Origin of the sequence: uncultured Brachyspira sp., assembly GCF_910578695.1 — a bacterium.
GTDB lineage: Bacteria > Spirochaetota > Brachyspiria > Brachyspirales > Brachyspiraceae > Brachyspira.
This window is the reverse complement of the sequence record NZ_CAJTQJ010000001.1, coordinates 25944-50984: the sequence shown is the minus strand read 5'-3', so window position 1 is coordinate 50984 and position 25041 is coordinate 25944. Positions and strand designations below refer to the sequence as shown.

27 protein-coding genes are annotated in these 25041 nt (G+C 27.3%); 16 read left to right on the top strand and 11 right to left on the bottom strand.

The window, feature by feature from the left end; translation table 11 throughout:
* Positions 1-76: 76 nt before the first annotated feature.
* Positions 77-328: a PepSY-like domain-containing protein gene (locus tag QZ288_RS00265; protein ID WP_295153732.1), complete on the bottom strand. Its 252-nt coding sequence runs from the start codon at positions 326-328 to the stop codon at positions 77-79.
* A gap of 38 nt (positions 329-366) precedes the next feature.
* Positions 367-939 carry a PepSY-like domain-containing protein gene (locus tag QZ288_RS00260; RefSeq protein ID WP_295153730.1) on the bottom strand — a complete coding sequence of 191 codons (573 nt, stop codon included), beginning with the start codon at positions 937-939 and terminating at the stop codon, positions 367-369.
* Positions 940-1191: 252 nt separating this feature from the next.
* Between QZ288_RS00260 and QZ288_RS00255 the strand changes: the two genes are divergently transcribed.
* Positions 1192-2271, top strand: coding sequence for an aspartate-semialdehyde dehydrogenase (locus tag QZ288_RS00255; RefSeq protein WP_295153728.1), 1080 nt, complete (start codon positions 1192-1194; stop codon positions 2269-2271).
* 90 nt (positions 2272-2361) lie between these two features.
* Here the strand turns inward: QZ288_RS00255 and QZ288_RS00250 are convergent, their stop codons facing one another.
* From QZ288_RS00250 to QZ288_RS00240, 3 genes are all read right to left on the bottom strand, one after another.
* Entirely contained in the window at positions 2362-3309 is a 948-nt protein-coding gene (locus QZ288_RS00250) for a transketolase C-terminal domain-containing protein (protein WP_295153726.1), read from the bottom strand.
* Positions 3310-3333: 24 nt separating this feature from the next.
* Positions 3334-4143 (bottom strand): transketolase, encoded by an 810-nt coding sequence (locus QZ288_RS00245; protein WP_295153724.1) that lies wholly within the window; start codon positions 4141-4143, stop codon positions 3334-3336.
* 219 nt (positions 4144-4362) lie between these two features.
* Positions 4363-4644, bottom strand: a complete 282-nt coding sequence (locus QZ288_RS00240) for a tetratricopeptide repeat protein (protein WP_295153721.1) — start codon at positions 4642-4644, stop codon at positions 4363-4365.
* 106 nt (positions 4645-4750) lie between these two features.
* Here QZ288_RS00240 and QZ288_RS00235 point away from each other — a divergent pair, with 106 nt between their 5' ends.
* The 10 genes from QZ288_RS00235 (at position 4751) to QZ288_RS00190 (ending at position 15245) form a co-directional block, all read left to right on the top strand.
* Positions 4751-5953, top strand: a complete 1203-nt coding sequence (locus tag QZ288_RS00235; RefSeq protein WP_295153719.1) for an MFS transporter — start codon at positions 4751-4753, stop codon at positions 5951-5953.
* 185 nt (positions 5954-6138) lie between these two features.
* The gene (locus QZ288_RS00230; RefSeq protein ID WP_295153717.1) at positions 6139-6636 is read left to right on the top strand and encodes a ferritin family protein; all 498 of its coding nucleotides are present in this window, start codon (positions 6139-6141) and stop codon (positions 6634-6636) included.
* A gap of 28 nt (positions 6637-6664) precedes the next feature.
* Positions 6665-7405 carry an MIP/aquaporin family protein gene (locus QZ288_RS00225; protein ID WP_295153715.1) on the top strand — a complete coding sequence of 247 codons (741 nt, stop codon included), beginning with the start codon at positions 6665-6667 and terminating at the stop codon, positions 7403-7405.
* Positions 7406-7437: 32 nt separating this feature from the next.
* Positions 7438-8922 carry a glycerol kinase GlpK gene (gene glpK / locus QZ288_RS00220; RefSeq protein ID WP_295153713.1) on the top strand — a complete coding sequence of 495 codons (1485 nt, stop codon included), beginning with the start codon at positions 7438-7440 and terminating at the stop codon, positions 8920-8922.
* A gap of 25 nt (positions 8923-8947) precedes the next feature.
* Entirely contained in the window at positions 8948-10381 is a 1434-nt protein-coding gene (locus QZ288_RS00215) for an NAD(P)/FAD-dependent oxidoreductase (RefSeq protein ID WP_295153711.1), read from the top strand.
* A 2-nt stretch (positions 10382-10383) separates the two neighbouring features.
* The gene (locus QZ288_RS00210; RefSeq protein ID WP_295153709.1) at positions 10384-11658 is read left to right on the top strand and encodes an FAD-dependent oxidoreductase; all 1275 of its coding nucleotides are present in this window, start codon (positions 10384-10386) and stop codon (positions 11656-11658) included.
* Between the two features lie 17 nt (positions 11659-11675).
* Positions 11676-12548, top strand: a complete 873-nt coding sequence (locus QZ288_RS00205) for an arginase family protein (protein WP_295153707.1) — start codon at positions 11676-11678, stop codon at positions 12546-12548.
* Positions 12549-12650: 102 nt separating this feature from the next.
* Positions 12651-13013: a DUF1667 domain-containing protein gene (locus QZ288_RS00200; protein ID WP_295153705.1), complete on the top strand. Its 363-nt coding sequence runs from the start codon at positions 12651-12653 to the stop codon at positions 13011-13013.
* 272 nt (positions 13014-13285) lie between these two features.
* Positions 13286-14008 (top strand): class I SAM-dependent methyltransferase, encoded by a 723-nt coding sequence (locus tag QZ288_RS00195; RefSeq protein WP_295153703.1) that lies wholly within the window; start codon positions 13286-13288, stop codon positions 14006-14008.
* Positions 14009-14534: 526 nt separating this feature from the next.
* Positions 14535-15245, top strand: a complete 711-nt coding sequence (locus QZ288_RS00190; RefSeq protein WP_295153925.1) for a DUF4241 domain-containing protein — start codon at positions 14535-14537, stop codon at positions 15243-15245.
* 141 nt (positions 15246-15386) lie between these two features.
* Here QZ288_RS00190 and QZ288_RS00185 read toward each other — a convergent pair whose 3' ends face one another.
* From QZ288_RS00185 to QZ288_RS00170, 4 genes are all read right to left on the bottom strand, one after another.
* Positions 15387-16205, bottom strand: coding sequence for a hypothetical protein (locus QZ288_RS00185; RefSeq protein WP_295153701.1), 819 nt, complete (start codon positions 16203-16205; stop codon positions 15387-15389).
* A 57-nt stretch (positions 16206-16262) separates the two neighbouring features.
* The gene (locus QZ288_RS00180) at positions 16263-17075 is read right to left on the bottom strand and encodes a HinfI family type II restriction enzyme (RefSeq protein WP_295153699.1); all 813 of its coding nucleotides are present in this window, start codon (positions 17073-17075) and stop codon (positions 16263-16265) included.
* Complete coding sequence (locus tag QZ288_RS00175; RefSeq protein ID WP_295153697.1) at positions 17068-18150, bottom strand: site-specific DNA-methyltransferase; 1083 nt, start codon at positions 18148-18150, stop codon at positions 17068-17070. The genes QZ288_RS00180 and QZ288_RS00175 overlap by 8 nt, the downstream gene beginning before the upstream one ends.
* Before the next feature lie 181 nt (positions 18151-18331).
* Positions 18332-19513 (bottom strand): AGE family epimerase/isomerase, encoded by a 1182-nt coding sequence (locus tag QZ288_RS00170; protein WP_295153695.1) that lies wholly within the window; start codon positions 19511-19513, stop codon positions 18332-18334.
* 241 nt (positions 19514-19754) lie between these two features.
* On the opposite strand from QZ288_RS00170, the gene QZ288_RS00165 reads away from it, so the two are divergent.
* The 3 genes from QZ288_RS00165 to QZ288_RS00155 all read left to right on the top strand — a co-directional run bounded on the left by QZ288_RS00165 (position 19755) and on the right by QZ288_RS00155 (position 21055).
* Entirely contained in the window at positions 19755-20135 is a 381-nt protein-coding gene (locus tag QZ288_RS00165; protein ID WP_295153693.1) for a DUF1232 domain-containing protein, read from the top strand.
* Positions 20136-20159: 24 nt separating this feature from the next.
* Positions 20160-20567 (top strand): hypothetical protein, encoded by a 408-nt coding sequence (locus QZ288_RS00160; protein WP_295153691.1) that lies wholly within the window; start codon positions 20160-20162, stop codon positions 20565-20567.
* 89 nt (positions 20568-20656) lie between these two features.
* Positions 20657-21055, top strand: a complete 399-nt coding sequence (locus tag QZ288_RS00155; protein WP_295153689.1) for a hypothetical protein — start codon at positions 20657-20659, stop codon at positions 21053-21055.
* 62 nt (positions 21056-21117) lie between these two features.
* On the opposite strand, the gene QZ288_RS00150 is transcribed toward QZ288_RS00155, so the two are convergent.
* Complete coding sequence (locus tag QZ288_RS00150) at positions 21118-21912, bottom strand: flagellar hook capping FlgD N-terminal domain-containing protein (protein WP_295153687.1); 795 nt, start codon at positions 21910-21912, stop codon at positions 21118-21120.
* A gap of 61 nt (positions 21913-21973) precedes the next feature.
* Positions 21974-23575 carry a flagellar hook-length control protein FliK gene (locus QZ288_RS00145; RefSeq protein WP_295153686.1) on the bottom strand — a complete coding sequence of 534 codons (1602 nt, stop codon included), beginning with the start codon at positions 23573-23575 and terminating at the stop codon, positions 21974-21976.
* A 115-nt stretch (positions 23576-23690) separates the two neighbouring features.
* On the opposite strand from QZ288_RS00145, the gene QZ288_RS00140 reads away from it, so the two are divergent.
* Both QZ288_RS00140 and QZ288_RS00135 read left to right on the top strand, forming a co-directional pair.
* Positions 23691-24767, top strand: coding sequence for a hypothetical protein (locus tag QZ288_RS00140; RefSeq protein ID WP_295153684.1), 1077 nt, complete (start codon positions 23691-23693; stop codon positions 24765-24767).
* A 7-nt stretch (positions 24768-24774) separates the two neighbouring features.
* On the top strand, positions 24775-25038 hold the full coding sequence (locus QZ288_RS00135; RefSeq protein WP_295153682.1) for an EscU/YscU/HrcU family type III secretion system export apparatus switch protein: 264 nt from the start codon (positions 24775-24777) through the stop codon (positions 25036-25038).
* The last annotated feature ends 3 nt before the right edge of the window (positions 25039-25041 follow it).

Genomic DNA, 25041 nt, shown 5'->3' with positions numbered 1-25041 from the left:
TTAATTAATAAAAAAGAACAGAGGATTTTTTATTTCCCCTGTTCTTAATATATGAAATTCTTATGCTGCTTTGAAATCAATTGTCCCATTCCTGACCTAATAACTGACCTGATTTATCAATGTATAATTCCATCATATTATTCATCTTTACTTTATATACATTGAAATGCTCCATTTCAACAGCCCATATTTCTGCCTGAGGATAAGTTCTTTTAGCTGTTGCTATTACAGCCTGAGGAACTTGATTAAGAGGTACATACCAATCAGCAAATAAAGCTGAGGTACTTAAAACTGTTAAAGCCGACAATAAGCAAATTAATTTTTTCATATTTTTATCCTTTATTTTTTAATTTTTATTTAATTATATTAGTCGTCCCATTTCTGACCTAATAGCTGTCCGTTATTATCAATATATAATTCCATCATATTATTTAATTTTACTTCAAAAATAGTAAATTGTTTTTCTATTTTTACTATAGCAGCATTAGGATAAGTTCTTTTTACAGTATTCATAACATTAGGAGGAAGTATAGTAGAAGGTACATTTCCATAACCTTTAACTTCTTTCCAATCTCCGTTAGGGAAGAATTCTATTTGAATTCCATTTGCTAAATAAACTTCTATATCGTCCCAATCTCTTTCTATAAATGTCACTTGTGTATTAGCAAAATGCTGTTTTATAAAATTTTGTGCATTCTGAGGAATAGATGATAATTGAACTCCATAACCATACTGACCGCCTCCCTGCTGATATCCTCCTTGCTGATTTTGACTTCCATCTTGCTGAGCATAAGGATCTTGATATCCGCCCTGCTGATTTCCATCTTGCTGATAAGAATCCTGATATCCTCCCTGTCCGTTATAATACTGTGCTGTTAAAACTCCTGTACATATTGATAAAACAAAAAGTATTGATATAATTTTTTTTACGCTAGTCATAATATTCTCCTTTTTTTCTTTTTTGTAAATATAACTTTATTGTAAGTAAATTATCTTTACATTTATTATTATAGGCTAATTTTATAATAATGTCAATTAATTTTACTAATTTTTTACTAAAAATTTACATTTTTTTGCTAAAAAATTAATAAAATATATTAAAAATAAAATATTATTTTTTAATTGATTTTAATGTATAATCATTATATTATATATCAATAAAAATAATTAAATAATATAATGGTATGCAGTATGAAAAAAGTAAATTTATGTTTATTAGGGGCTTCAGGTGCAGTAGGACAGGAGATGCTTAAAGTACTTGAAGAAAGAAAATTTCCTATTAATGAATTAAGACTTCTTGGAAATAGGGAAGCAGGAAAAAAAGTTAAATTCAACGGCAAAGAATATACGATTGAAAAAACATCTAAAGATTCATTTAATAATATGGATATTGTATTAGCTGCTGTTGATTCGGATTTAAGCAAGAAATTAATTCCTTTGGCTGTTAAAGCTGGAAGCATAGTTGTAGATAACAGCAGTGCATTTAGAATGGATAAAAATGTTCCTCTTATTATACCTGAGGTTAATCCTGAAGATATTAAGCTTCATAAAGGAATAATATCAAATCCTAATTGTTCTACTATAATAGCTTTGACGGCATTAGCACCGCTTCATAAATTCGGAAAGATAAAAAGAATCATAGCTTCTACTTATCAGGCTGTTTCAGGTGCAGGCAAAGATGGTATGGAAGAGTTAGAACAGCAGATTAAAGATTATACAGCAGGTAAAAAGCTGGTTAATAAAGTATTTAAATATCAAATAGCTTTCAATTTGATACCGCAGATAGATTCTTTTGATAAAAACGGATATACTAAAGAAGAGCTTAAAATGACAAATGAAGGAAGAAAAATACTTCATTCTCCTGATATGCAGATAAGCTGTACTTGTGTAAGAGTTCCTGTTATTAGAAGCCATAGCGAATCTATTACTATAGAAACTGACAAAAAAATTACTGTTAAAAAGGCTAGAGAATTATTATCTAAAGCTAAAGGAGTAAAAGTAGTTGATGATCCTTTAAAGTTTAAATATCCTATGCCTTTATATACATCTAATCAAGACGATATATATGTAGGAAGAATAAGAGAAGATATTAGTGCTAAAAATTCACTTACATTTTGGTGTGCAGGAGACCAAATAAGAAAAGGTGCTGCTACAAATGCAGTTCAAATAGCAGAACTTCTTTTACCTGAACTTGATAAAAAAGGTGAAAATACAGCAGAAAAAAAGAAGCCTGCTTCTAAAAAGGCTGTAAAAAAAGCAGTGAAAAAATAATAATTATTTTTTGATTTTAAAAAAAGAGGATATGATAAAATATCCTCTTTTTTATATTTATGAATAATTTTCTAAGCTATAAATATATTATTATTTGATAACTTCTCTAACTTTTTCTAAAACATTTTGAGCTGATACGCCGTATTTTAATTTAAGATCTGCAGATTTTCCTGATTCTGTAAATGTATCTTGACAGCCTGCTATTTTTAAAGGGGCAGTATTTGTATGTTCGGCAAGAACTTCTGCAAAAGCACTTCCTAATCCGCCTATAATACTATGATTTTCTAAAGTTACAATACATTTTACTTTTTTTGCATACTCTAATATATTTTTAGTATCTAATGGTTTTAAAGAACGCACATGTATCAAATGATATTTAATATTATTTTCCTCTAAAAGATTAGCAGAAGCTATAGCTTGTTCAAAAGAAGAACCGTCAAAGAATAAAGCAACATCATCTCCTGTTGAATTAATAACTTTATTATTAATATCAAAATCAGCCTCTTTAGGAGAATTATATATAATAGGTACAGGCTCTCTTGAAACTCTTACATAATATAATCCTTTATTATTTAAAGCATAATTAACAGCAGATTTAACATCATTTTCATCTAAAGGAAGCAGTATATTCATATTCGGTATGCATCGCATTAAAGCCATATCCTGAGTAGCCTGATGACTTGCTCCGTCAGGACCTGCATCTAAACCTGGGTGAGTTGCTATTATTTTTACATTAGCTTTAGCATACGCAGCCTGTCTTATTTGCGTCCATACAGTGCCTGTAGCAAATATAGCAAAATTAACATATACAGGAAGCATTCCTTCCAAAGCTAAGCCTGTTGCAGCACTTAAAGAACTTTGCTCGGCTATTCCCAATTCCCAAAAATTATTAGGAAATGTTTTTGCTACATCGGCAGAAGAGGTAGAAGTACCCAAATCATTATCTATAACTATAATTTTATTATTTTTTTCTATTAAACTTGTTAAATGTTTTCCTATTATTGCTCTAGGAGCAGAAGTTTTTTCTATCTTTATCATAAATTTCATTCCTTAAATAATTATTTACATATCTAAATCTTTTTTTACTTGTTCATAATCTTTATCATTGATAGTGAGAGAATGACAATTCGGATTATTTTCTAAGAAAGAAACACCTTTTCCTTTTATTGTTTTCATAATAATGGCTGCAGGTTTTCCGCTTAATTTATCCATATTATCTAAAGCTTCTACTATTTCAGACATATTATTTCCGTCTTTTACAGTTATAACATTCCAATTAAAGCTTTTAAATTTATCCTCTAATGAACCCAAATCTATTACATCATTAACAGGATCATGCGAAGATAAGCCGTTATTGTCTATAATAGCTATGAGATTATCCAATTTGAAATGTGCCGCCTGCTGAATAGTTTCCCAAATTTGTCCCTCATGCATTTCAGCATCTCCGCATAAAGCAAATATTTTATTTTTATTATTATTGATTTTTCTAGCATAAGCCATACCCATAGCTACAGCAAGCCCCTGACCTAAAAGACCTGTATTCATTTCTGTTTCAGGTATTTTATTAATATCAGGATGTCCTTGTAAATGAGTGCCTATATGCTTTAAAGTTTTTAATTCTTCCATAGAAATAATATTTTTTTCTGCTAATATAGCATACTGCATAACAACTACATGTCCTTTTGATAAAACAAAACGGGATCTATTAGGATCTTTCAAATCATTAATATATCTGTCATAAACAGCTACTGACATATCCATAGCAGATAATGATCCGCCGAGATGAGCCACATTCTTAGAATCATAAACCATTTTCAAAAGTATTTGTCTGCATTTCTTAGCTTTTTTTTCTAATTCATCTACTGAACTCATTAAATTTCTCCTGTTTTTTATTTTTTATAAAAAGTCTGTTTCTAAAAATTTTATATTATATTTATAGAACTCAGATATATAAAATATTAATATTTCTGTATTCAATCTATATGTAATAAGTGTTTTATAAAAATAAATTAATACTTAATTTTTTATATGTATATTATATAATTTGTGATTAAAAAATCAATTTTTTTGTATTTGTTAGTAAAAAAATAATCAGTTTATTTCATCATTATCTAATAAATTATTAAATACATTTAGAAGTTCTATATGCTTATTAGTATGGTATGTATTTTTTACTTGATATTTATTTTCTTCTTTTCCTATCTCTATATATGAGTTTATAAGATTCCATCCGAAATATGCTTCTATATTATTAGGATCTTCTTCTATAGATTTTTCATAATACTGCAAAGCTTCCTTATACTCTCCTGCCTCTTCTTTTTCTTTTGCCAATTTTAAATATCCTGACAAATTATTGTTTTGCGATTTTTCCATTAACTTATTCCATTTTTTATAAATATAATTTAATAAATTGTATATTATAATTGAATTTTTTTCAAAAAATGATATAAAACTAATTATAATTTTTTTAGAGTAATTTATGCTGTACGATATTAATAAAATAAATAATAGCGAAAATATTATAAAAACAAATCAATCATTAGCAGTAATTTCTTTAGTTCTTTTAAGTTTTGCTTTAGGAACAAGCGAGTTTATAGTAATAGGTGTTTTAACCGATATATCTGAAAGTTTAAAAATTACAGAAGTTAAGGCTGGAAGTTTGGTATCTATGTTTGCCTTATCATATTCTGTATTTACTCCGTTTTCTGCAGCTATTGCGGGAAAATTCAATAGATTTCATTTTATAATATCAGCAGGCATTTTATTTATAATTGGTAATTATTTATGCTCATTAGCTTTTAATTATAGCTTTTTAGTTATTGTAAGAATGATTATAGCAGTAATATCAGGAGCTTTAATATCAGTTTCAATTTCATTCACACCATATATAGTATCAAAGGAAAAAAGACCTATGACTGTGGCTTGGATTTATTCGGGATTCAGCATAGCATCTATATTCGGAGTTCCAATAGGCACTTCTATAAGCTATAAATTCGGCTGGAGGGCATCATTTATATTTATATCCGTTTTTAGTGCTTTAATACTTATTATGATGTTTTTTAGTCTGCCTAAAAATACATCTGTTCATAAAGTTAAATTGATAGGACAGTTTATTATATTTAAAGATATAAGATTTATATTAAGTACATTTACAATACTGTTCGGAGCAGCATCTTCTTATGTTCTTTATACTTATTTAAAGCCTATATTTTTAAATTATGTTCATATACCCAATAAGTATATCAGCCTTACTTTATTTATTTTCGGCATTTCAGTTTTTTTCAGTAATTTACTTTCTGGAAAATTAGCTGAACATAAAGGCATATATAAATTAAGATTTATTTTTGCAGCTCAGTTTTTATGCATGATATTTTTACCTATTGCTTTTAATAATCCATTAAGTTCTGCTTTAATTATATTGATAATAGGTTTTTTGATGTATTTAATGAACTCTCCTGTACAGCTTAATATATTAAATTTCACAGAAATAGAATATCCTTCCTGTATGACATTAGCTTCATCAAATAACTCTTTTTCATTTAATTTCGGCATAGCATTAGGCTCTTTTATAGGAAGCGTCATATTTGATAATTACGGATTAAAATGGGTTGGTTTGGGAGGTGCTTTCCTATCATTGCTTGCTTTTTTATGCGTAATTATTCTTTATAATAATAATAAATAAACATAATAAAAATAATAAATATATATTTAATTTTTTTATTTAAAATATTCAAATTTTAATATATTATTAACTCAATTTATATATCAATAATATTAATAAAAAAATAGATTTTTATAGTAATACATAATAAAATTTCTATACTATTTATTATATCAGAAAAAATAAAAATATTGGGGGCAATAAAAATGGAATTAAAAAATTCAAAAACAGCAGAAAATCTAAAAAAAGCTTTTATTAATGAAGCTGTTACAGTATGCAAATATCTTTATTATGCTGAAAAAGCCAGAGAGGAGGGAATGGAGAATCTAGCATTAGCTTATGAGAAAGCCTCAAGAAATGAAAGGGAGCATGGTAAATTATGGTTTGAGCATTATTATGGAATTTTATCTAAAGATGAGAATTTAATTGATACTATTAATGGAGAAACTTATGAATCTTCAGAGATGTATTTAAATTTTGCAGAAATTGCTAAAAAAGAAGGCTTTAATGATATTGCTGTATTATTTGAACAAGTAGCCAATATAGAAGGCATACATAAGATAATGTTTGAAAATTTTTTAAAAGGAGATGAAAGTCATTCATCAAAACTGCAATGTCATAAATGCGGATATATTCATAATGAGGAAAAATCTCCTAATAAATGTCCTGTATGCGAGCATTATACAGTAGGCGGAATCAATTAAAAAATTATATTTTACGGAGGATAGCATTGTGTATAGGAAAAGATATGAATTTTTATCAGAAATAATAGGCTCTATGATTATAGCATTATTCGGCTTAGGAGTTGTTGCTTCTGTAGTTATAGGCAGTAATGGTGCGGCTATTAATATACATATAGCTTGGGGATTAGCTGTAACATTTGGAATATATGCATCTGGAAAAATAAGCGGAGCACATTTGAATCCTGCTGTTACATTGGCATTAGCTGCAACAGGGAGATTTCAATGGGCTAAGGTTTGGTATTATATATTAGCTCAGATGATAGGATTTTTTATCGGTGCTGCTATAGTATTTGCTGTTTATTATGGAAAATGGATAGAAATAGACCCTTATTTTGAAAATACAGCAGGAGTATTTGCAACTTTTCCTGCAGTTTCAGGATTTTTATATGGTTTTGTAGACCAAGTAGTAGGAACATTTCTTTTGGTATTTTTAATATTAGCTACAGGAGATGCAGATAACATTCCTGCAGGCTCTAATTTAGGTCCTATAATCGTAGGCTTAATAATTATTGCTATTGGCATGTCATTTGGGTTTATGCATGGATATGCTATTAATCCTGCCCGTGATTTAGCACCAAGACTTTTTGCTGCAGCAGCAGGGTTTAAAAATAACGGATTTACCGATGCTTCTAATATATGGCTTGTTCCTGTAATTGCCCCTATAGTCGGAGGTGTATTAGGAGCTATTATTTATGATTTTACAATAGGCAGAATATTTGCTAAAAAATAAAATTTAATAAATTTTATAAAGGAGTTTTAATTATGGCAAAATATGTAGTTGCAATAGATCAAGGCACAACAAGCAGCAGAGCTATAGTATTTGATTATTATCAGAATATTGTATCTTCTGCCCAGAAAGAATTTACGCAAATTTATCCTAATGAGGGCTGGGTTGAGCATAATGCTTCTGAAATTTGGGCTACTCAGTTCGGAGTTTTGCAGGAAGCTATACAGATTGCAGATATTAAGCCTGAAGAGATAGCAGCTATAGGTATTACAAATCAAAGAGAAACTACTGTTGTATGGGATAAAAATACAGGAGAGCCTATTTATAATGCTATAGTTTGGCAATGCAGAAGAACAGCTTATATATGCGATGAATTAAAGAAAAAAGGATTTGATTCATATATAAGAGAAAATACAGGTTTGGTGATTGATGCTTATTTTTCAGGCACTAAAATAAAATGGATACTAGATAATGTTTCAGGCGCCAGAGAAAAGGCTGATAAAGGAGAATTACTTTTCGGTACAATAGATACTTGGCTTGTATGGAAGCTAACAGGCGGTAAAGTTCATATTACAGATTATACTAATGCATCAAGAACTATGATATATAATATTAAAGAACTTAAATGGGACGAAAATATTTTAAAAGAATTGAATATACCTATAAGTATGCTTCCCGAAGTAAAAGATTCTTCTTGCATTTACGGATATGCTAATATTAATGGAAAGGAAGTACCTATATCAGGAATAGCAGGAGATCAGCAGGCGGCATTATTCGGACAGGCTGGATTTAATAAAGGGGATACTAAAAATACTTATGGTACAGGAAGTTTTATCCTTATGAATATAGGAGAGAATTTTATATTAAGCAAAAACGGACTTATTACTACTATAGGTATAGGATATAAAGGAAAAATAGAATATGCTTTGGAAGGTTCTGTATTTATAGCGGGTGCTGTTATACAATGGCTTCGCGATGAATTGAGACTTCTTAATGATGCAAAAGATACTGAATATTTTGCATCAAAAGTAAAAGATACAAACGGCGTTTATTTAGTGCCTGCATTTGCAGGGCTTGGTGCTCCTTATTGGGATATGTATGCAAGAGGCTGTTTGATAGGCATTACCAGAGGAGTTAATAGAAGCCATATAATAAGAGCTGCCGAAGAGGCTATTGCATATCAAAGTAAAGATGTTATAGACGCTATGGCGGCAGACAGCGGAGTAAAACTTTCTTCATTAAAAGTTGATGGAGGAGCATGCAGAGATAATTTTTTAATGCAGTTTCAATCTGATATTATAAATACAAATGTTCTTCGCCCTAAAATTATAGAAACTACTGCTTTGGGTGCTGCTTATTTGGCTGGGCTTGCTGTAGGATTTTGGAAAGATAAAAATGAGATTGCAGACAGCTGGAAATTAGAGAGGGAATTTAATCCTTCGCTTTCTGAAGAAGATAGAAATAAAAAATATATGGGCTGGAAAAAAGCAGTTGAGAGATCAAGAGACTGGGCTTTATAATTAAAAAAATAAAGGAATATATATTATGTATGATATACTAATAATAGGAGCAGGAGTATCAGGCACTTCATCTGCTAGAGAGCTTTCAAGATATAAGGCAAGTATATGCGTAGCTGAAAGGGGAGAGGATGTTTGTTCAGGCACTTCAAAATCAAACAGCGGAATAGTGCATGCAGGCTTTGATGCTAAGGAAGGTTCGCTTATGGCTAAACTTAATGTTTTAGGCAATAAGATGATGGAAAAAATAGCGAATGATCTTGATGTGCCTTTTAGAAGAAATGGTGCTTTGGTAGTATGCAGTAATGAAGAAGATATGCCTAATTTGACGGCTATATATGAAAGAGGAATAAAAAATGGAGCTGAGGGGCTTCAAATATTAAGCAGAGATGAAGTTCATAAAAAAGAACCTAATATTAATGATAATATATATGCCGCATTATATGCTCCTACAAGCGGTATAGTGGATCCTTTTATTTTGAATATTGCTTATGCTGAAAATGCTTATGCTAATGGAGCGGAGTTTAAATTTGATACTGAAGTTATTAATATTAAAAAACTTTCAGACGGAACATTTGAGGCAGAAACTAATAATGGAATCATAAAAGCAAAGTATATTATTAATGCTGCTGGTGTTTATGCTGATAAATTTCATAATATGATGAGTAAAAATAAAATACATATTACTCCAAGAAGAGGAGATTATATACTTCTTGATAATGAAGTTAATAATTTAGTAACTTCAACAATATTTGCACTTCCTACAAAACTTGGAAAAGGTATTTTGGTTACTCCTACAGCTCATGGCAATATAATGCTCGGTCCTACTGCTATTGATATAGAAGATAAAGAGGGATTAAATACAACTGCCGATGGGCTTAATCAGATTATAGAAAAATCAAAAATGACTGTAAAAAATATTCCTTATAATAAAGTTATTACTTCATTCTGCGGGCTTCGTCCTCATGAGGATAATCATGAATTTATAATAAAAGAACTTGAAGACTGCGAAGGATTTTTCGATTGTGCAGGAATAGAATCCCCAGGTCTTGCATCTTCTCCTGCCATTGGTGTTATGGTAGCTGATATTGTAAGCAAAAAAGCTAATTTTGAAAAGAAAGAAAATTTTATAGAAACAAGAAAGGGTATAACTCATTTTAATTCTCTTTCCAATGATGAGAAAAATAAACTTATAAAAGAAAATCCTTTATACGGACATATAATATGCAGATGCGAAAAAATTACTGAAGGCGAGATAATAGAAGCTATAAAAAACCCTATAGGAGCTAAATCTATTGACGGAGTAAAAAGAAGAGTAAGAGCGGGGCTTGGAAGATGTCAGGGAGGATTTTGTTCTCCTAAAATAATAGAGATATTAGCACGCGAGCTTAATGTTTCTCCTATAACTATTACTAAATGCGGAAAAGGTTCTGAAATAGTTATAGGATATAATAAGGAGTAAAAATGCAGTATTATGATGTAGTTGTTATAGGCGGAGGACCTGCAGGACTTGCTGCAGCTATTTCTGCAAAAGAAAACGGCATAGATAATTTGCTTATGCTTGAACGCGATGAAGTACTTGGAGGCATACTCAATCAATGCATACATAACGGCTTTGGGCTTCATAGATTTGGAGAGGAGCTTACAGGACCTGAATATGCTTATAGATTTATAGAAAAACTTATTAATTTGAATATAAGCTATAAACTTAATACTATGGTTTTGGATATAGCTGTTAATGATGATAAAACAAAAAAAATCACATATATAAATAAAGAAGAAGGCTTAATTGATATAAATACTAAAACCGTAATACTTGCTATGGGCTGCAGGGAGCGTTCAAGAGGGGCTTTGAATATACCCGGATTCAGACCTGCAGGTATATTTTCTGCGGGTGCTGCTCAGCATTTAGTTAATATTGAAGGATATATGCCCGGAAAAGAAGTTGTTATACTTGGTTCAGGTGATATAGGTCTTATTATGGCTAGAAGAATGACTTTTGAGGGTGCTAAAGTAAAAGTAGTAGCTGAAATACTTCCATTTTCAGGAGGGCTTAAAAGAAATATAGTTCAATGCTTGGACGATTTTAATATACCTTTAAAATTAAGTCATACAGTTATTGATATTAAAGGAAAAGACAGGCTTGAAGGCGTTACAATAGCTAAAGTTGATGAGAATATGAAGCCTATTAAAGGTACTGAAGAATATTACTCCTGCGATACTTTGCTTTTATCTGTAGGGCTTATACCTGAAAATGAGCTTTCAAAGGGAATTAATGTTGATATTAATCCTATAACTTCAGGTGCTATAGTTAATGAAAGTTTGGAAACTAATATTGACGGAGTATTTTCCTGCGGCAATGTACTTCATGTTCATGATTTAGTTGATTTCGTATCTGAGGAAGCTGAAACTGCAGGAAGAAGTGCTGCTTCTTATGTTCTTAAAAATAAAAGAAAAGATGATAAAATCTCAATTTCTTTGAAATGTTCAAGCGGAGTAAGATATACTGTTCCTTCTATGATTAATACGCAGAATATAGATGATTATGTTATGGTAAGATTTAGAGTAAGCAGTATATTTAAAAATAAATTTTTAAATGTTTATTTTGACGGCGAGAGACTGATACATAAAAAGCATTTGATATTTGCTCCTGGAGAAATGGAAACTGTGAAGCTTGATAAGGCTATGCTGTCAAAAAAAGATTTGAAAACTATAGAATTTAAAATAGAAGATAATTAATTTTTAGGAGATGATTAATGAATAAAACTATAAGATTAATTTATCCTCAATGGCAGGGAGGCATAATATCTAATTGGATAAAAGAATTAAAGCCAGAAGACTCATCAAGAGGTTATTATATAGGAGCGAAATTGCTAAGCATACTTGCACCTCAAAATGATAATCATAAAAGTATAGAAGTGCCTGTTTCTTTGGATATAGAAAACAGAGAAATAAAAAACGGTATTATAGACTATGATTTTATATTATCTCAGACTAAAAATGCATTGGATATTTTAAATAAAAATAATCCTGATAAAATAATAACTTTCGGAGGCGAATGTTCTGTAAGTGCAGTGCCTTTTACATACTTAAATAAAAAATATGATAATGATACAGCTGTAATTTGGATAGATGCTCACCCTGATATTACTTTGCCTGAAGATAATACTTATGCAGGATATCATGCTATGGCAGTTAGTGCCTTAATGGGGTACGCTGATAAAAATATAAGCTCTATGCTTCCAAGCAGAATTTCGCCTGATAAAATATTATTTGTAGGTCTTAGAGATTGGGAAAGAGATGAGATAAAAAAACGTCAAAAAGAGTACGGAATAAAACATTTCTCGCCTAAAGAAACAGAAAGTTCAAGCGAATGTATAATAAAATGGATTAAAGAATTAAAAGTTAACAAAATTTTAATACATTTTGATTTGGATGTGCTTGATCCTAATGAAATAATAGCAGCTGTAGGCGTTGTCCCTAATGGAATGAAAATAAATGAAGCTGTAAGAATTATAAATGATATTGCAAAAGAGAAAGAAATTGTAGGTTTTACTATAGCTGAGCATATTCCTAGAATTGAAATAATGCTTAAAAATATGATGGCTGATTTGAGTTTATTTAATTAATTATAATAACTAAAAATTATAGAATTATAGAATTATAGAATTAAAGAATTAAAGAAAAATAAATAGTAGTATTAAAGAAAAATAAAAGGAAATAAAATTAATATGGAAAAAAAAGAATTAACTTGTATATGCTGTCCTATGGGCTGTGATTTGTCTGTAGAGTTGGAAGGAACTAAAGTTATGAGTATAATAGGTAATACCTGCAAAAGAGGCGAAACTTATGCCAGAGATGAAATAGTACATCCTGTAAGAATGGTTACTTCTATAGTAAAAGTAAAAAACGGAAAGTTAAAAATGCTTCCAGTAAAAACTAAAGAGCCTATAGACAAAGCAAAAATTAATGAATGTCTTGAGGCTTTGAAAACTGTAGAAGTTAAAGCTCCTATTCATATTGGAGATATTGTAGTAAAAAATGCTGCAGGCGTTGATATAGTTGCTGCTAGAAATGTAGATAATATAGAGTAAGTTTAATTTTTTATTTATAATTAATACTCATTTATTGACATTAATAGGTTAGTATTATATAATAAAAATATGATTATTATAAGTCTACAGTCTACAGTCTACAGTCTACAGTCTACAGTCTACAGTCTAATTTTTATAAAAAATATAAAATCATATTATTCATCTGGGATAAATTTATATTTTGCTATTGCATCTAAAAATGCAGTATCTTTTTTGTATTTTCTATTTTTTATTCATTATAAATTTATAATAAAAACCAAAGGATAATAAATATGTGGAAAGATATTTGGGAGAAAAAAGGAAAAGATATTGATTATTCTAATTTAACTCTATCAGATTTAATATCTATTGATGGTTTTGATTCATCTGGTAAAGTACTAGATGCTGATAGTTGGGTAGCGTATGCAAAACATGTTTGTATGAGTGTTAATGATATTAATAATAAAAAAAGTATATTAGAAATAGGATGTGGAGCAGGAGCTTTTTTAAAAGCTATGGAATCTTTATTAAATAAAGAATCAAAAATATATGGTATAGATTATTCTCAAAATCTTATAAATATAGCTAAACTTATTTTTAATGCGGAAAACTTTAATTGTATAGAGGCTATTGATATTGATAGATTATACAAAAATGATTATTTTGATTTAATATTTTCAAATAGTGCCTTTCAGTATTTTAAAAATAAAGAGTATGCTTTCTTACTTATTGATAAGTTATATAATTTGCTTCAAGTAAATGGGGATTTAGTATTATTGGATTTAAATAACATAGAAAAAGAGAGCGAATACCATAAAATTAGAATGGCTGGAATGACTAAAGAAGAATATGAAAAAAAATACTCATATTTAAATCATTTATTTTTCAGTGAAGAAGAAATATTTAGTTATATATCACATTTAGGTTTTAGAAAAATTATTATTGAAGAGCAAAATGTAAAAGGATATTCAAATAATGAATTAAGATTTAATATATTTGCATTATCTAAAAAATAAGCTTATTATTTCCTATATTTAAGAATATTAAAGAAATATGGCAATGATAGAGCATTTAAAGTTTTCGTATATAGGACTTATATTTTTGATATTACTATTCATACCAAATATTATTTATTTAATTAAAAAGCCTTATAAATATGTTTTTGAAAGTGAAAATGAAAATAAAATATTAAAGATACTTGAAAGATTAGGGCAATTTTTAACTACAATATGTCTTTTAATTTTTGATAATTCTAATACAAATCATACTTATTATCTTATTTCGGCATTTTTATTAATGCTTATGTATGAATACTGTTGGATACGCTATTTTTATAGTGAAAGAAAACTATCAGATTTTTACAGAAGATTCTTAATTTTTTATATAGGAATTTTCATTCTGCCTATTATGTCATTTTTAATGCTTGCTATATATGGAAAAAATATATATCTTTTAATTTCTGCTGTAATATTAGGTATTGGACATATAGGAATACATATACAGCATATAAAAAATATTGGAGTAAAATACAAGGAAAAGAATATGAACAAAAATTTTGAAAAAGAATTTAGTAAAGTAAAGCATTTGCTTGTACCTAATTTTGATTTGGATAAGCCTTTTAGAGATAAAAAATTTAATGATACAGAACTTGATATATTGGATATAGGGGAAATTAATTTAACAACAGGAAAAATAATAGCCTGCGATCCTTTAGCTTATTTATATGAAGATGACATTTCTCCTTTTATTCAAACTGTAAAACCTGATAAGTATAAAGTAACTCTTCTTATAATAAAAGATGAAGAGAGAATTTCTATGATTAAAGTTTCTTTCTCTGATAATAAGCCTAAAAGATATGAGCTTGCTGTATCTGGCGAAGAAAATTTATCTGAAGCAGAAGAAGGAGATTTTTTCGGATATCCTGTAGATGCTGGTATGGGCTGTGTATGCGATTATGAGGCGGCTAAAAAATATTTGGAATATGAAAAAAAACTTGAAGAAGAAAGCGGAGGAAATTTTGACAATAGATATGATGATTTATTTGCAGATTTATTAGAAGATAATGCTAAAAAAAATCCTAAATATCAGTCTCAATATGGCGATTGGCTTAATTGGAATATTCCTGAAAGTGATTTGAATATAGTATTATTTTCAAGCGGTTATGGAGACGGTTATTATCCTTCATATTTTGCTTATGATGAAAATGATGATATATGTGCTTTTTATACTATATTTATTGATTTGCAGGAATAATAATTGAAGAATAATTAAATAATAATTGAAGAATAATTAAATAATAATTATTAAATTGCTTCATAAATAGCTGACAATTAGTTTCGCTGTTTATAATAATTAATATTTAAGCAGTAATTAAATATAAAATCTGTACAGCATTTATTTTATATTATCTTCTTTGTCTTTATTATTATCTTTATCATCTTCTTTATCTTCATCATATACATATATGCTGCTTATATAATCCCTATTTAAAAAGAATAAGGCAATAATAATTTTAAAATATATATCAAATATATGAAGTACTATCATAGCAATAAAAAATGATAATAAATTCTCTCTATTTTCTATAGAAGCTGGAAAAAATGTTATTGCAAATACCTGCTGAAAAAAGAATATAAATCCCAATATAAATAATGTTTTAAAAAATTTCGGCTTTACTAAGTAATATGAATATCTTAAAGCATTTATTCCCCAAGTATGCCTTAAAGTACAAATATTTTTGAAAAATACAAAAAATACTATTAATGCTATACCTGGAACTATAAAAAATGTAAGCCCTAGAAATACCAATACAAAATATATAAAAGCTGTAAATAATGCAGGAATTAAAAATTTAAAACTTTTTATAATAGCCCAAGAAGCACTTTTAATACTTCCATAAATTAATCTCTCTGTTAATAATGATACCGATATAACAGATATAGTATCTAAAAACCAAGAAAATAATATATTTATATAAAAGCCAATTGCAGCATCATTTCTTAACCAATCAGCCAATTCATTCAAATTTTTCATATTTGCAGCATCAATGGCTGGTATAGGAAAATATATTCCTATTAATATTAAAGGCAGAGAATATATTAAAGCTAATATTAAAAAGTTAGCAAAATTATATCTAAATAAAGAAAAAGAAATAGTAAACAAATCTAAAGTTTCAAATTCTCTTTTTTCTAATTCCTTTCTTAAAGATGACATAAACTTCCTTATAAAAATAAAATGTATCTTTTATTATCAATATATTTAAATTAATTATTATTTAATGCTCATAATTTTTTTGTATAAATCATCAAACATTTTTAGTACTTCAATGCTCTCAGATAGATTTTGTAAATAATTATCTATATTATCATAGTTTATTGATAAAAACTCATCAAAGAATTTTTTACCTCTTCTTATGTTTGAATCTTCTGGTATATAAATGTTGCCTTTCATTTTTTTATTATTAAAGAAAAACAAAATAGGCATAATTTTTCTTGTTTTAAACTCATTAGAAAGATATGCAAAAGTCTTTATAAATTTTCTATTAATATCTACAAATTTACCAGTATCATGATCATCATTGTATTTAATTTCAAGATAATAAATAATACTAGTTTCTTTATCTTCAAAAAGCAAATCTATATCATGTTCAAATGAATTATTTATATTTTCTGTATTATTTTTTATATCATTTAGTATTTCTTTTTGCAAATTCTTAAATGCATTTTCCAATTGCTCATAAGTATTGAAAGCAGTTTGACAATCTGTTATATAATTATCTATTCTAGTTTCATTAGACTTAGAAATTTTAAATTTATTGCTTTTCTTACCGCTGTATTCATCTATAATTTTATACTTTTCTTCATTAGATATTATTATTTTCATAAGCTCTTCAATAAAATTTCCGAATTGTATATTCATACTTTGAAGTAATCCGCCGAATATTCTATATCTTTTTGGTATGAAATGCATTTTTAGATTATGTTTAGAATTAAGTTTATCTATTTTATCTTTACTGCTTGATTTTTTTATAATATTGCATACTGCTTCATTTATAATATTTTTTATATTAATATTATCATTCATTATTATCCCCTGCATAAATGTATCTTAATTCATCTATAGGCATAAATGCATCGTTATAATATGTATAAAAATAATTCCAGCCATTATATTTTGATAAATTCTGTAATTTAGCACTCATTTGATGTATAGAAAAATTTCCAAGTTCATTTTCAACATTTCCATTTTCTTTTAATTGACAAATTTCATCTCCTTTTTTTGTATATAGCTTTTGATTAGGCTTTAAATATCCTTTTTTTATAAGAGCCTTTATAGATACTTTAGGAGGTTTTACTTCATAATCAAGATTTATTAAATTTGTCATTTCTATCTCTGTATTTTTTATACGCTCTTTAGCATAATAAATATATTTATCCTCTCTTTCTATTCCTATATAATTTCTTGATAATTTTTTGGCAATAGCACCTGCAGTGCCTGTCCCAAAAAAAGGATCTAATACTATATCATAAGGTTTTGAAGAAGAAAGAATAATTTTAAATAAAAGTTCTTCAGGTTTTTGCGTAGAATGTACTTTATTTCCATATTTATCTTTTAATCTTTCATTTCCTGTACAAAGAGATATATTCCAAACACTTTTATCTTGTTTATCATTATTTAAATGCTTCATAGTTTTATAATTGAAAGTATATTTTGTATTTTTGTTTTTACCGCACCATATTAGTGTTTCATGAGCATTGCAAAATCTAGTGCCTTTGAAATTTGGAACAGGATTAGTTTTGCTCCATATTATATCATTTAATATCCAAAAACCTAAATCCTGCATTATTTTTCCTATTCGGAATATATTTTGAAATGAACCTATCACCCAAATACTTCCTGTAATTTTTAATATTCTTCGGCATTCTTTTAACCAATTAGCAGAAAAATTATCATAATCTTCAAAGCTGTCAAATTTATCCCATTCATCATCAACGCCATTAAATTTACTTCCATTAGTTCTTAAAAGTTCTCCTTCTGTCTGCATATAATAAGGAGGGTCTGCAAATATTAAATCTATGCTGTCATTTGGTATTTTTTTTAATTCTTCTATCGAATCGCCTTTTATAATTGTATTTTTTATATTATCAATTACATACATTTTTATATAAAAACCTTAAAATGAAAATGTGATATTATTTTAACTTATAGTAATTTAAATTACAAATATATTTTATTATATAAAAAGTATTTATAAATTTTATTAAATTAGCCTTTTATAAAACTTATTTTAAAAGTAATTCAAATAAAAGTATAGTATTTATTAAATAATTATATTTTTATTAAAAATTATTAATAGCATCTATTATTTCAGCACATTTCATATACATTCTAGGTATATGAAAAGGTCCTTTATACATATTTCCTTTTAAGTCAGTGGATATTCTGCCGTCTCTATGTAAATATCCGAACCATTCGCCGTATTTTTCATCAATGAATTTTTTAGTATATTCTTTAACCATATTATGTTTTTCTAAATATTTATTATCCTTAGTAAAATAATAGCAGTATAAAGCAGCAATGGCAGCTTCAGTTTGAGGCCACCAAAATTTCATATCATGATGATATTCGCTTTTAGGCTTTCCAAGTACATCCATATATTGAATAATACCGCCGTACTCTTTATCCCAGCCCCATTCCCACATCCAATCAAATATTTTAAGTCCTAATGCTTTTAATTTTTCATTATGATTTCTCTCTATTGATTCTCTTAATATAAACCATGATGATTCTATAGCATGGCCTGGGTTTAATAATCTTCCTTCAAAATGATCTTGCAAAGTGCCGTCTGCATTGCATTGTTCAAGTACTGCTTTTTTATCTTCGTATAAGAATAATTGTATATTAGATAGAAGATTATCTATGTATTTATTATAATAATCTTTATTTTCAGAATCCGCCTTTCTTAATTCCTGAATAGTAGCAAGCATTATCATAGGAGGTCCGAAAGCTATAGAAGGTCTGTTTTCTGAATTGAATTTAGGTATTAGAAGTTTGTCTTTTTGATATCTGTCTATATTATCTAATATATCTCTCGCCTTTTTAATATAGCTTTTATCTCCGCTTGCCCTTGAATATGCAGCCATAGCTATTAAGCAGAATGTTTCTGAATAGTAGTATCTTAATCTCTTTATAATAGGCTTTCCGTCTTCTGCAACTCTGAAAAACATTCTTCCGTCGCCTGCTCTGTCAAAACAATATTTCTCTAAAAAATCTATTCCTGATTTTGCCGCATCAATATATTCCTGTTTCTGTTCAAAGTCAGCATAAAGAGTTGATAATACCCAAGCAAATCTTCCTTGAAACCATACAGATTTATCAGTTTCTATAATACCGCCTTTTCTGTCTAATGCTGTATAGTATCCTCCGTATTTATTATCAAGTCCGTTCTTTAGCCAAAATGGTATAATATTGTTTTTTAACATATTAAGGTATTCGTCTTTTAACTTCTTTAAATTACTCATAAAAATTCCTTTAGATTACTTATAAAAATTATTTAGAATCAAAATAAGATTTTCTGTTAATATTAACAGATTGATATTATAAAATCAATAATAAAAAATATTTTTTGTTTTATAAGACTTATAAAATTTTTCTTTTGAATATTATTAATTGACTATTTATGCATATATTATATAATTATAAAATATTATGATAATTTTTATGCTTTAATAGTTTTATAATGAAATAAAGTTTTAAATTTTTATGGAAAATAAGAATAATAAAGAATATTATGCAGAAATAAATGAAGAAGATATTGAAATATTAGGTGAAGACGGAATATACAGAAAGTATAAAGCATATAAAAAACATCAAAAGAAGAAAAATAAATTAACATATTGGATTTTATTTATTTTGGCTGTAATTTATACTTTTTCTCCTATAGACTTGATTCCAGACAGAATACCTATAGGAAAATTAGATGATATACTGCTTTTATCTATAGCATTATATTACGGCTTAAAGAAAGCTGATTTTTCTTATAACCCCATTATTAATACAATAATAAAAAATATTATATTATCCATAGTTATTACTAGCTTTGTTATGATGATAATAATATATTTTCTTGCTGTATTATTTTGATAATAATTATACGGAGTTTTTATTATGGAGAGAATAGCATCTAATAATATAAAAGAATTAAAAGATAATGAAGTATTTGTATTCGGAAGCAATACTCAGGGGGCACATAGCGGAGGAGCTGCCAGATTTGCAATGAATTTCGGTGCTGTATACGGACAGGCATTCGGGCTTCAGGGAAAAACTTTTGCTATACCTACAGTCGATTATACTAAAAGCGGTAAAATGTCAGTATCTGAAATAAAAAAATATGCTGATAAGTTTTTGGAATTTACTTTGGAGCATAAAGATTTGAAGTTTTTAGTAACTGAGATAGGCTGCGGCATAGCAGGTTTTAAAGTTGAAGAAATGGCTGAGCTTTTCAGAGAAGCTTTAAAATCTGATTATGATAATGTATATCTTCCTAAAAGATTTATAGATTATTTAAAAAGCTGAAAAATTACATTTTTATAATTAATTTGTTTTATTATAATGTATTATATATAAGCATAATAATTAAAAAAATGATTATAATGATTAAAAAAATGAAATATTTATTATTAATAACTTTATTATTTATATTTTCCTGTGCTGAAAATAATCCTGTAAATAATTTAAATGGCATACTTTCAAAATATGAAGGAATATATCAAGGAAAAGGTAAAAAGGAATCTATTTATTATGGCACTTCTGAAGAAAAAGATATTACCTTAATAGTAAATAAAGATTCATCAGTAATATTTAAATCTGATTTCTTAGAGTTTATTTTTGATAATATTTCAAAGATAGATGATAAAAGTTATTTTTCTATGAAAAATGAAAGCAATTCTTTATTGATATTTTCTATGACATTTGACGGAAATGAAAATGTAAATGTTTCTTTGATTATACAAGAGGCAGATGAAAAATACACAGCTGATAAACTGACAAAGAAAGTTTATTAAATTATAAATAAAAAAGCCCCTTATTTAAGGAGCTTTTTTTGTTTATTTTATAACATAAAATATTATTTTTTTATTGATTTATTTCCGTCTTCTTTACTGCTCATCAATGCTTCTTCTGCTTTAAGCATTCCCTGAGTTTTTTCTGCTTTATTGAGATTTGCATTATCAGTTTTTGAAATTTCACTTTGAGAAGCATTATTCATCTCTGTCTCAATAGCAGCTCTCATATCTCCGAATTCATTATTAACTCCGTCAGAATTATCTTCATCTCCTGAAGGTCTTATAATATTAGCTTTATCTATTAAAGAAGATTCAAATACTTTAGAAGCCTCATCTTCGCTTTGTGCTTCTCTAATACTTGAAACAGCAGCAGTCTCAGAAGCCATTAAATTGCCGTTTGAATGTACTATCATAACATCTTCAGGACGAACAGTTATAAGTCCGCTATCTGTTCTTACGGCAAGGGCTACGCCTGTATCATTTTCCATAACCATTTCAACAGGTCCTAAGAATCTGTTTCCAGCCTCGTCCATAATTTCAACACTTTTACCAAGCATAGAATAACCTGTTTGGCTTGAATAAAAATTTTTCATAGATTCAAGATTTTTATTAACTTCAGTCATCTGTTCTAATGAAGAGAATTGTGCTAGCTGTGCTATCATATCTTTATTATCCATTGGAGAAAGAGGGTCCTGATGGCTCATTTGTGTTGTAAGGAGTTTCAAAAAAGCATCTTTACCTAAAGAGTTTTGCGTAGGATCTCTCTCAAAATTATGCTGCAAATTGAAAGCACCTACTTCCTGTTTTAGTATTTTTATTTCTCTGTCTGACATTCTTAAAGCATCTGCTGATATCATTTATACACTCCCTTGCAAAATTATTTTTTATATTTTTTATTATATAAACCTAATAAACATATTAAATAAGCAAATTCAATTTTCTTTCAGGCACTATATATGCCTTTATATCCGTTTTTATCTCTTCAATGCTGTCTGCATTTTCAGAAGCAAATCTATTTTGTATATTTGCTAATTCTTCTTCAAATCCTCCGTCATTATGCATATCCTGTCTAAGCATTACATCAAAGCCTTCTATATTAATACCTATTTCGCTCAATGAAGTTATAACCGTATCCAAATTTTTAGTGAAGATATCTTTAATATCTGCATTATCAACAAATATTTTTCCTATTAAATTATCTCCGTCCATACTGATTTTTAATCTTATTTTTCCTAAATATTCAGGATTAAGACTCATCAATACTTCGCTCTTTCCATTATTAACAGCAACCTGTGCTTTTTCTACAAGTCTGCCCATTAAATCTTGGAATTTTATCATATTATCAGCAATATTTGTGCTATTATGAGTTTTTGATACATTATTATTATAATGATTATATCCTTTTAAATTGGCACTGTCTGGGGAATCTTTCATATTTATTATTGTAAGTTCTACACCTTTATCATCTGAAATGGTATTATTTACAGTGCTGTTATTATTTTTAATTTCAAGAGTATCTTTTTTATCTGCATATTTATTTTCTATATGCATATCAATATTATTATTAATATCTTCTATATTTATATCGTTAATATCTTTATTTATATCATTAATATTTTTTGTTTCTATATTTTTGTCATTATCTTTATTTGAAACTATTTTTATTTCTTTATTATCAGAAGAGTTAATATTATTTATTTCAATGCTTTCTTTATTATTTTCAGTATCTTCAGTTAAGAGCATTTTATCATCATTTTCTATCATAGCCTTTAGATTTTCTAAAGATTCTATTAAATCTTCCAATTCTTTTTTATCATCTTCGCTTAATTCTTCAGCATTTAAAGATTCTATCTGTTTTTTAATATTTTCTATCTCTTCAGAATTTTTTGTATTTATTTTTTTATCTGTTTTAGCAAATATATTTTCTTCAGCATTAATTTCTTTATTATTTATTTCTTTATCTTCTTTGATTTCAGTTTTTTTGTTATTAAAAGTATTTTGTAAAATGAGTTTTGCTTTTTCTTTTGTTAAAGCTAACTTTTCTTTAGCAGATATATTATCATCAGTTATATTTTCTTCAGTATCATTACTTTCATTATAGGAAATATTTATCTCATCAGTTTGATTTTCAGTTTTTTCTTCTTCAATTTTGGCAGCTTTTTTATCATCAGTTTTATTTGAATTATTATCTATTTCATTATTTATTTTATTATCTTGGCTTTCTTTAGAATATTCCTGCTTATTAGCTTCTTCTGTGCTGTATATATTATAATCATCATAGCTATTATAATTTTCTACTGCTGCATTGCTTTCTTCATAGTTCTTTTCTTCATATTCATATTGTATATGTTTTTCTATTTTATTAGAAACACTTGAAGAATAGGAATAATCCGTTTGCATTTTATTTAACATATTAGCAAAAGAATCATCATAGCCGTAATTATTTGAACTATATGCATTATTATTTGATGAAACATTAGAATCAGCAAAAGATAATGAATTTCCTAATCCGTTTATCATAATTTACTTCCTAATTTATTATTACTATTATATTGATATTCGGAAGTATAAAAATTTACTTTATAAAAAAATGATATGCTATTGACAAATTATAAAAAAAGCATATAAGAATATTATGCTTAATATAAACAATAAATATTTTAATATTTCAGTAAATAAAAATAATACTCAAATCAAAGACGGTGATATTGTAAGATATTCTATAATGAGAAAATTGGATAATGATAGGGCATTAATAAATATTATGGGAAATAAATTGACAGCATTATTCAAAAATGGTATGACTGATAAGGGATTTGCTCTTGTAAGTAAAAAAAACGGAGAGATAACTTTAACGATACTTAAAAATGCAGAAAGTTTGAAAGAGGCTAGAGAAAGCATACAAAATAAAAATAATCAAAATAATCAAAATGTATTAATTGATATAATAAAAAATAATTCAGAAATTTCTTCTATGCTTTCTCAAAAAGGCATAAAACCAAGTAATGAAAATATCAGATATTTTGAAACTATATTAAAATATCTTCCTGATTTGGATATTAATAAAAAAAAGTTTATATTAAATGCAATGTCTAACGGAGTATATTTAACAGTAAAAGAAATAAATAGCTTTGGAAATATTTTTAAACAATTTAATGATATTATTAATGCTATAAAAAACTCTAACAAAAATACTGAAATAACCGAAATATTAGTAATGCTTGCTGACAGTGTTATTCATAGAAATGATGCTGATACAGCAGAAGATTTAAATAACTATATAAATACAAATGCTGATTTTAGTATATGGTTTATGCTCTTTGATATGCTTCAAGGCGAATTATCTTCTGATAATTCTGATATGATTACATTGCTTTTGAAAATTTTATCTTCAAATAAGAAGAATAGAAATTTGAAAGAGCCTGTATTTATGTTTCCTATGCTGTTTATGATAGATGATGAATTAAAAGAGGTATTGCTTTATATAATTAAAGATGATAATAATGATAAAAATAATAAATTTAGTTTTGTGATGTATGATAATGATAAAGAAATATGTAAAATAAATATCATAAAAAATGAGAAATATTTATTAACTATTCAATTATTTTCTAAAAAATTGTATAATAAAGTTAATAGTATTAAAGAAAATTTGTATATGGACTTGAGTAAATTTGATAATATAGATATAAAAATAGATTATGCAGGATAAAAAAAATATGAGAAATGAAAATATAAAAAATGCAGCGGCTCTATTATATAATAGAGAAATAAATAATGCTCCTATAGTTATATCTAAAGGAAATAATTATTTAGCAAGAAGAATGGTTGATATTGCAAGAAAGCATAAAGTACCTATAGTTTCTGATGAAGATACGGCTAATCATCTTATGCAGTTGGAAATAGGCGAGGAGATACCTTATTCGCTTTATGAGGCTGTGAGTATAATATTAAAATATATATATAAATTAAAGGCAGAATAAAGA

What these genes read in the sequence shown, in the direction of transcription:
- QZ288_RS00230 (WP_295153717.1), top strand. Translation starts at nt 6,139, where the DNA reads ATGGAATTAAAAAATTCAAAAACAGCAGAAAATCTAAAAAAAGCTTTT.
- QZ288_RS00200 (WP_295153705.1), top strand. Translation starts at nt 12,651, where the DNA reads ATGGAAAAAAAAGAATTAACTTGTATATGCTGTCCTATGGGCTGTGAT.
- QZ288_RS00175 (WP_295153697.1), bottom strand. Translation starts at nt 18,150, where the DNA reads ATGTATGTAATTGATAATATAAAAAATACAATTATAAAAGGCGATTCG.
- QZ288_RS00190 (WP_295153925.1), top strand. Translation starts at nt 14,535, where the DNA reads ATGAACAAAAATTTTGAAAAAGAATTTAGTAAAGTAAAGCATTTGCTT.
- QZ288_RS00180 (WP_295153699.1), bottom strand. Translation starts at nt 17,075, where the DNA reads ATGAATGATAATATTAATATAAAAAATATTATAAATGAAGCAGTATGC.
- QZ288_RS00140 (WP_295153684.1), top strand. Translation starts at nt 23,691, where the DNA reads ATGCTTAATATAAACAATAAATATTTTAATATTTCAGTAAATAAAAAT.
- QZ288_RS00205 (WP_295153707.1), top strand. Translation starts at nt 11,676, where the DNA reads ATGAATAAAACTATAAGATTAATTTATCCTCAATGGCAGGGAGGCATA.
- QZ288_RS00245 (WP_295153724.1), bottom strand. Translation starts at nt 4,143, where the DNA reads ATGAGTTCAGTAGATGAATTAGAAAAAAAAGCTAAGAAATGCAGACAA.
- QZ288_RS00185 (WP_295153701.1), bottom strand. Translation starts at nt 16,205, where the DNA reads ATGTCATCTTTAAGAAAGGAATTAGAAAAAAGAGAATTTGAAACTTTA.
- QZ288_RS00260 (WP_295153730.1), bottom strand. Translation starts at nt 939, where the DNA reads ATGACTAGCGTAAAAAAAATTATATCAATACTTTTTGTTTTATCAATA.
- QZ288_RS00150 (WP_295153687.1), bottom strand. Translation starts at nt 21,912, where the DNA reads ATGATATCAGCAGATGCTTTAAGAATGTCAGACAGAGAAATAAAAATA.
- QZ288_RS00240 (WP_295153721.1), bottom strand. Translation starts at nt 4,644, where the DNA reads ATGGAAAAATCGCAAAACAATAATTTGTCAGGATATTTAAAATTGGCA.
- QZ288_RS00255 (WP_295153728.1), top strand. Translation starts at nt 1,192, where the DNA reads ATGAAAAAAGTAAATTTATGTTTATTAGGGGCTTCAGGTGCAGTAGGA.
- QZ288_RS00160 (WP_295153691.1), top strand. Translation starts at nt 20,160, where the DNA reads ATGGAGAGAATAGCATCTAATAATATAAAAGAATTAAAAGATAATGAA.
- QZ288_RS00170 (WP_295153695.1), bottom strand. Translation starts at nt 19,513, where the DNA reads ATGAGTAATTTAAAGAAGTTAAAAGACGAATACCTTAATATGTTAAAA.
- QZ288_RS00165 (WP_295153693.1), top strand. Translation starts at nt 19,755, where the DNA reads ATGGAAAATAAGAATAATAAAGAATATTATGCAGAAATAAATGAAGAA.
- QZ288_RS00135 (WP_295153682.1), top strand. Translation starts at nt 24,775, where the DNA reads ATGAGAAATGAAAATATAAAAAATGCAGCGGCTCTATTATATAATAGA.
- QZ288_RS00215 (WP_295153711.1), top strand. Translation starts at nt 8,948, where the DNA reads ATGTATGATATACTAATAATAGGAGCAGGAGTATCAGGCACTTCATCT.
- QZ288_RS00195 (WP_295153703.1), top strand. Translation starts at nt 13,286, where the DNA reads ATGTGGAAAGATATTTGGGAGAAAAAAGGAAAAGATATTGATTATTCT.
- QZ288_RS00145 (WP_295153686.1), bottom strand. Translation starts at nt 23,575, where the DNA reads ATGATAAACGGATTAGGAAATTCATTATCTTTTGCTGATTCTAATGTT.
- QZ288_RS00265 (WP_295153732.1), bottom strand. Translation starts at nt 328, where the DNA reads ATGAAAAAATTAATTTGCTTATTGTCGGCTTTAACAGTTTTAAGTACC.
- glpK (WP_295153713.1), top strand. Translation starts at nt 7,438, where the DNA reads ATGGCAAAATATGTAGTTGCAATAGATCAAGGCACAACAAGCAGCAGA.
- QZ288_RS00155 (WP_295153689.1), top strand. Translation starts at nt 20,657, where the DNA reads ATGAAATATTTATTATTAATAACTTTATTATTTATATTTTCCTGTGCT.
- QZ288_RS00235 (WP_295153719.1), top strand. Translation starts at nt 4,751, where the DNA reads ATGCTGTACGATATTAATAAAATAAATAATAGCGAAAATATTATAAAA.
- QZ288_RS00210 (WP_295153709.1), top strand. Translation starts at nt 10,384, where the DNA reads ATGCAGTATTATGATGTAGTTGTTATAGGCGGAGGACCTGCAGGACTT.
- QZ288_RS00250 (WP_295153726.1), bottom strand. Translation starts at nt 3,309, where the DNA reads ATGATAAAGATAGAAAAAACTTCTGCTCCTAGAGCAATAATAGGAAAA.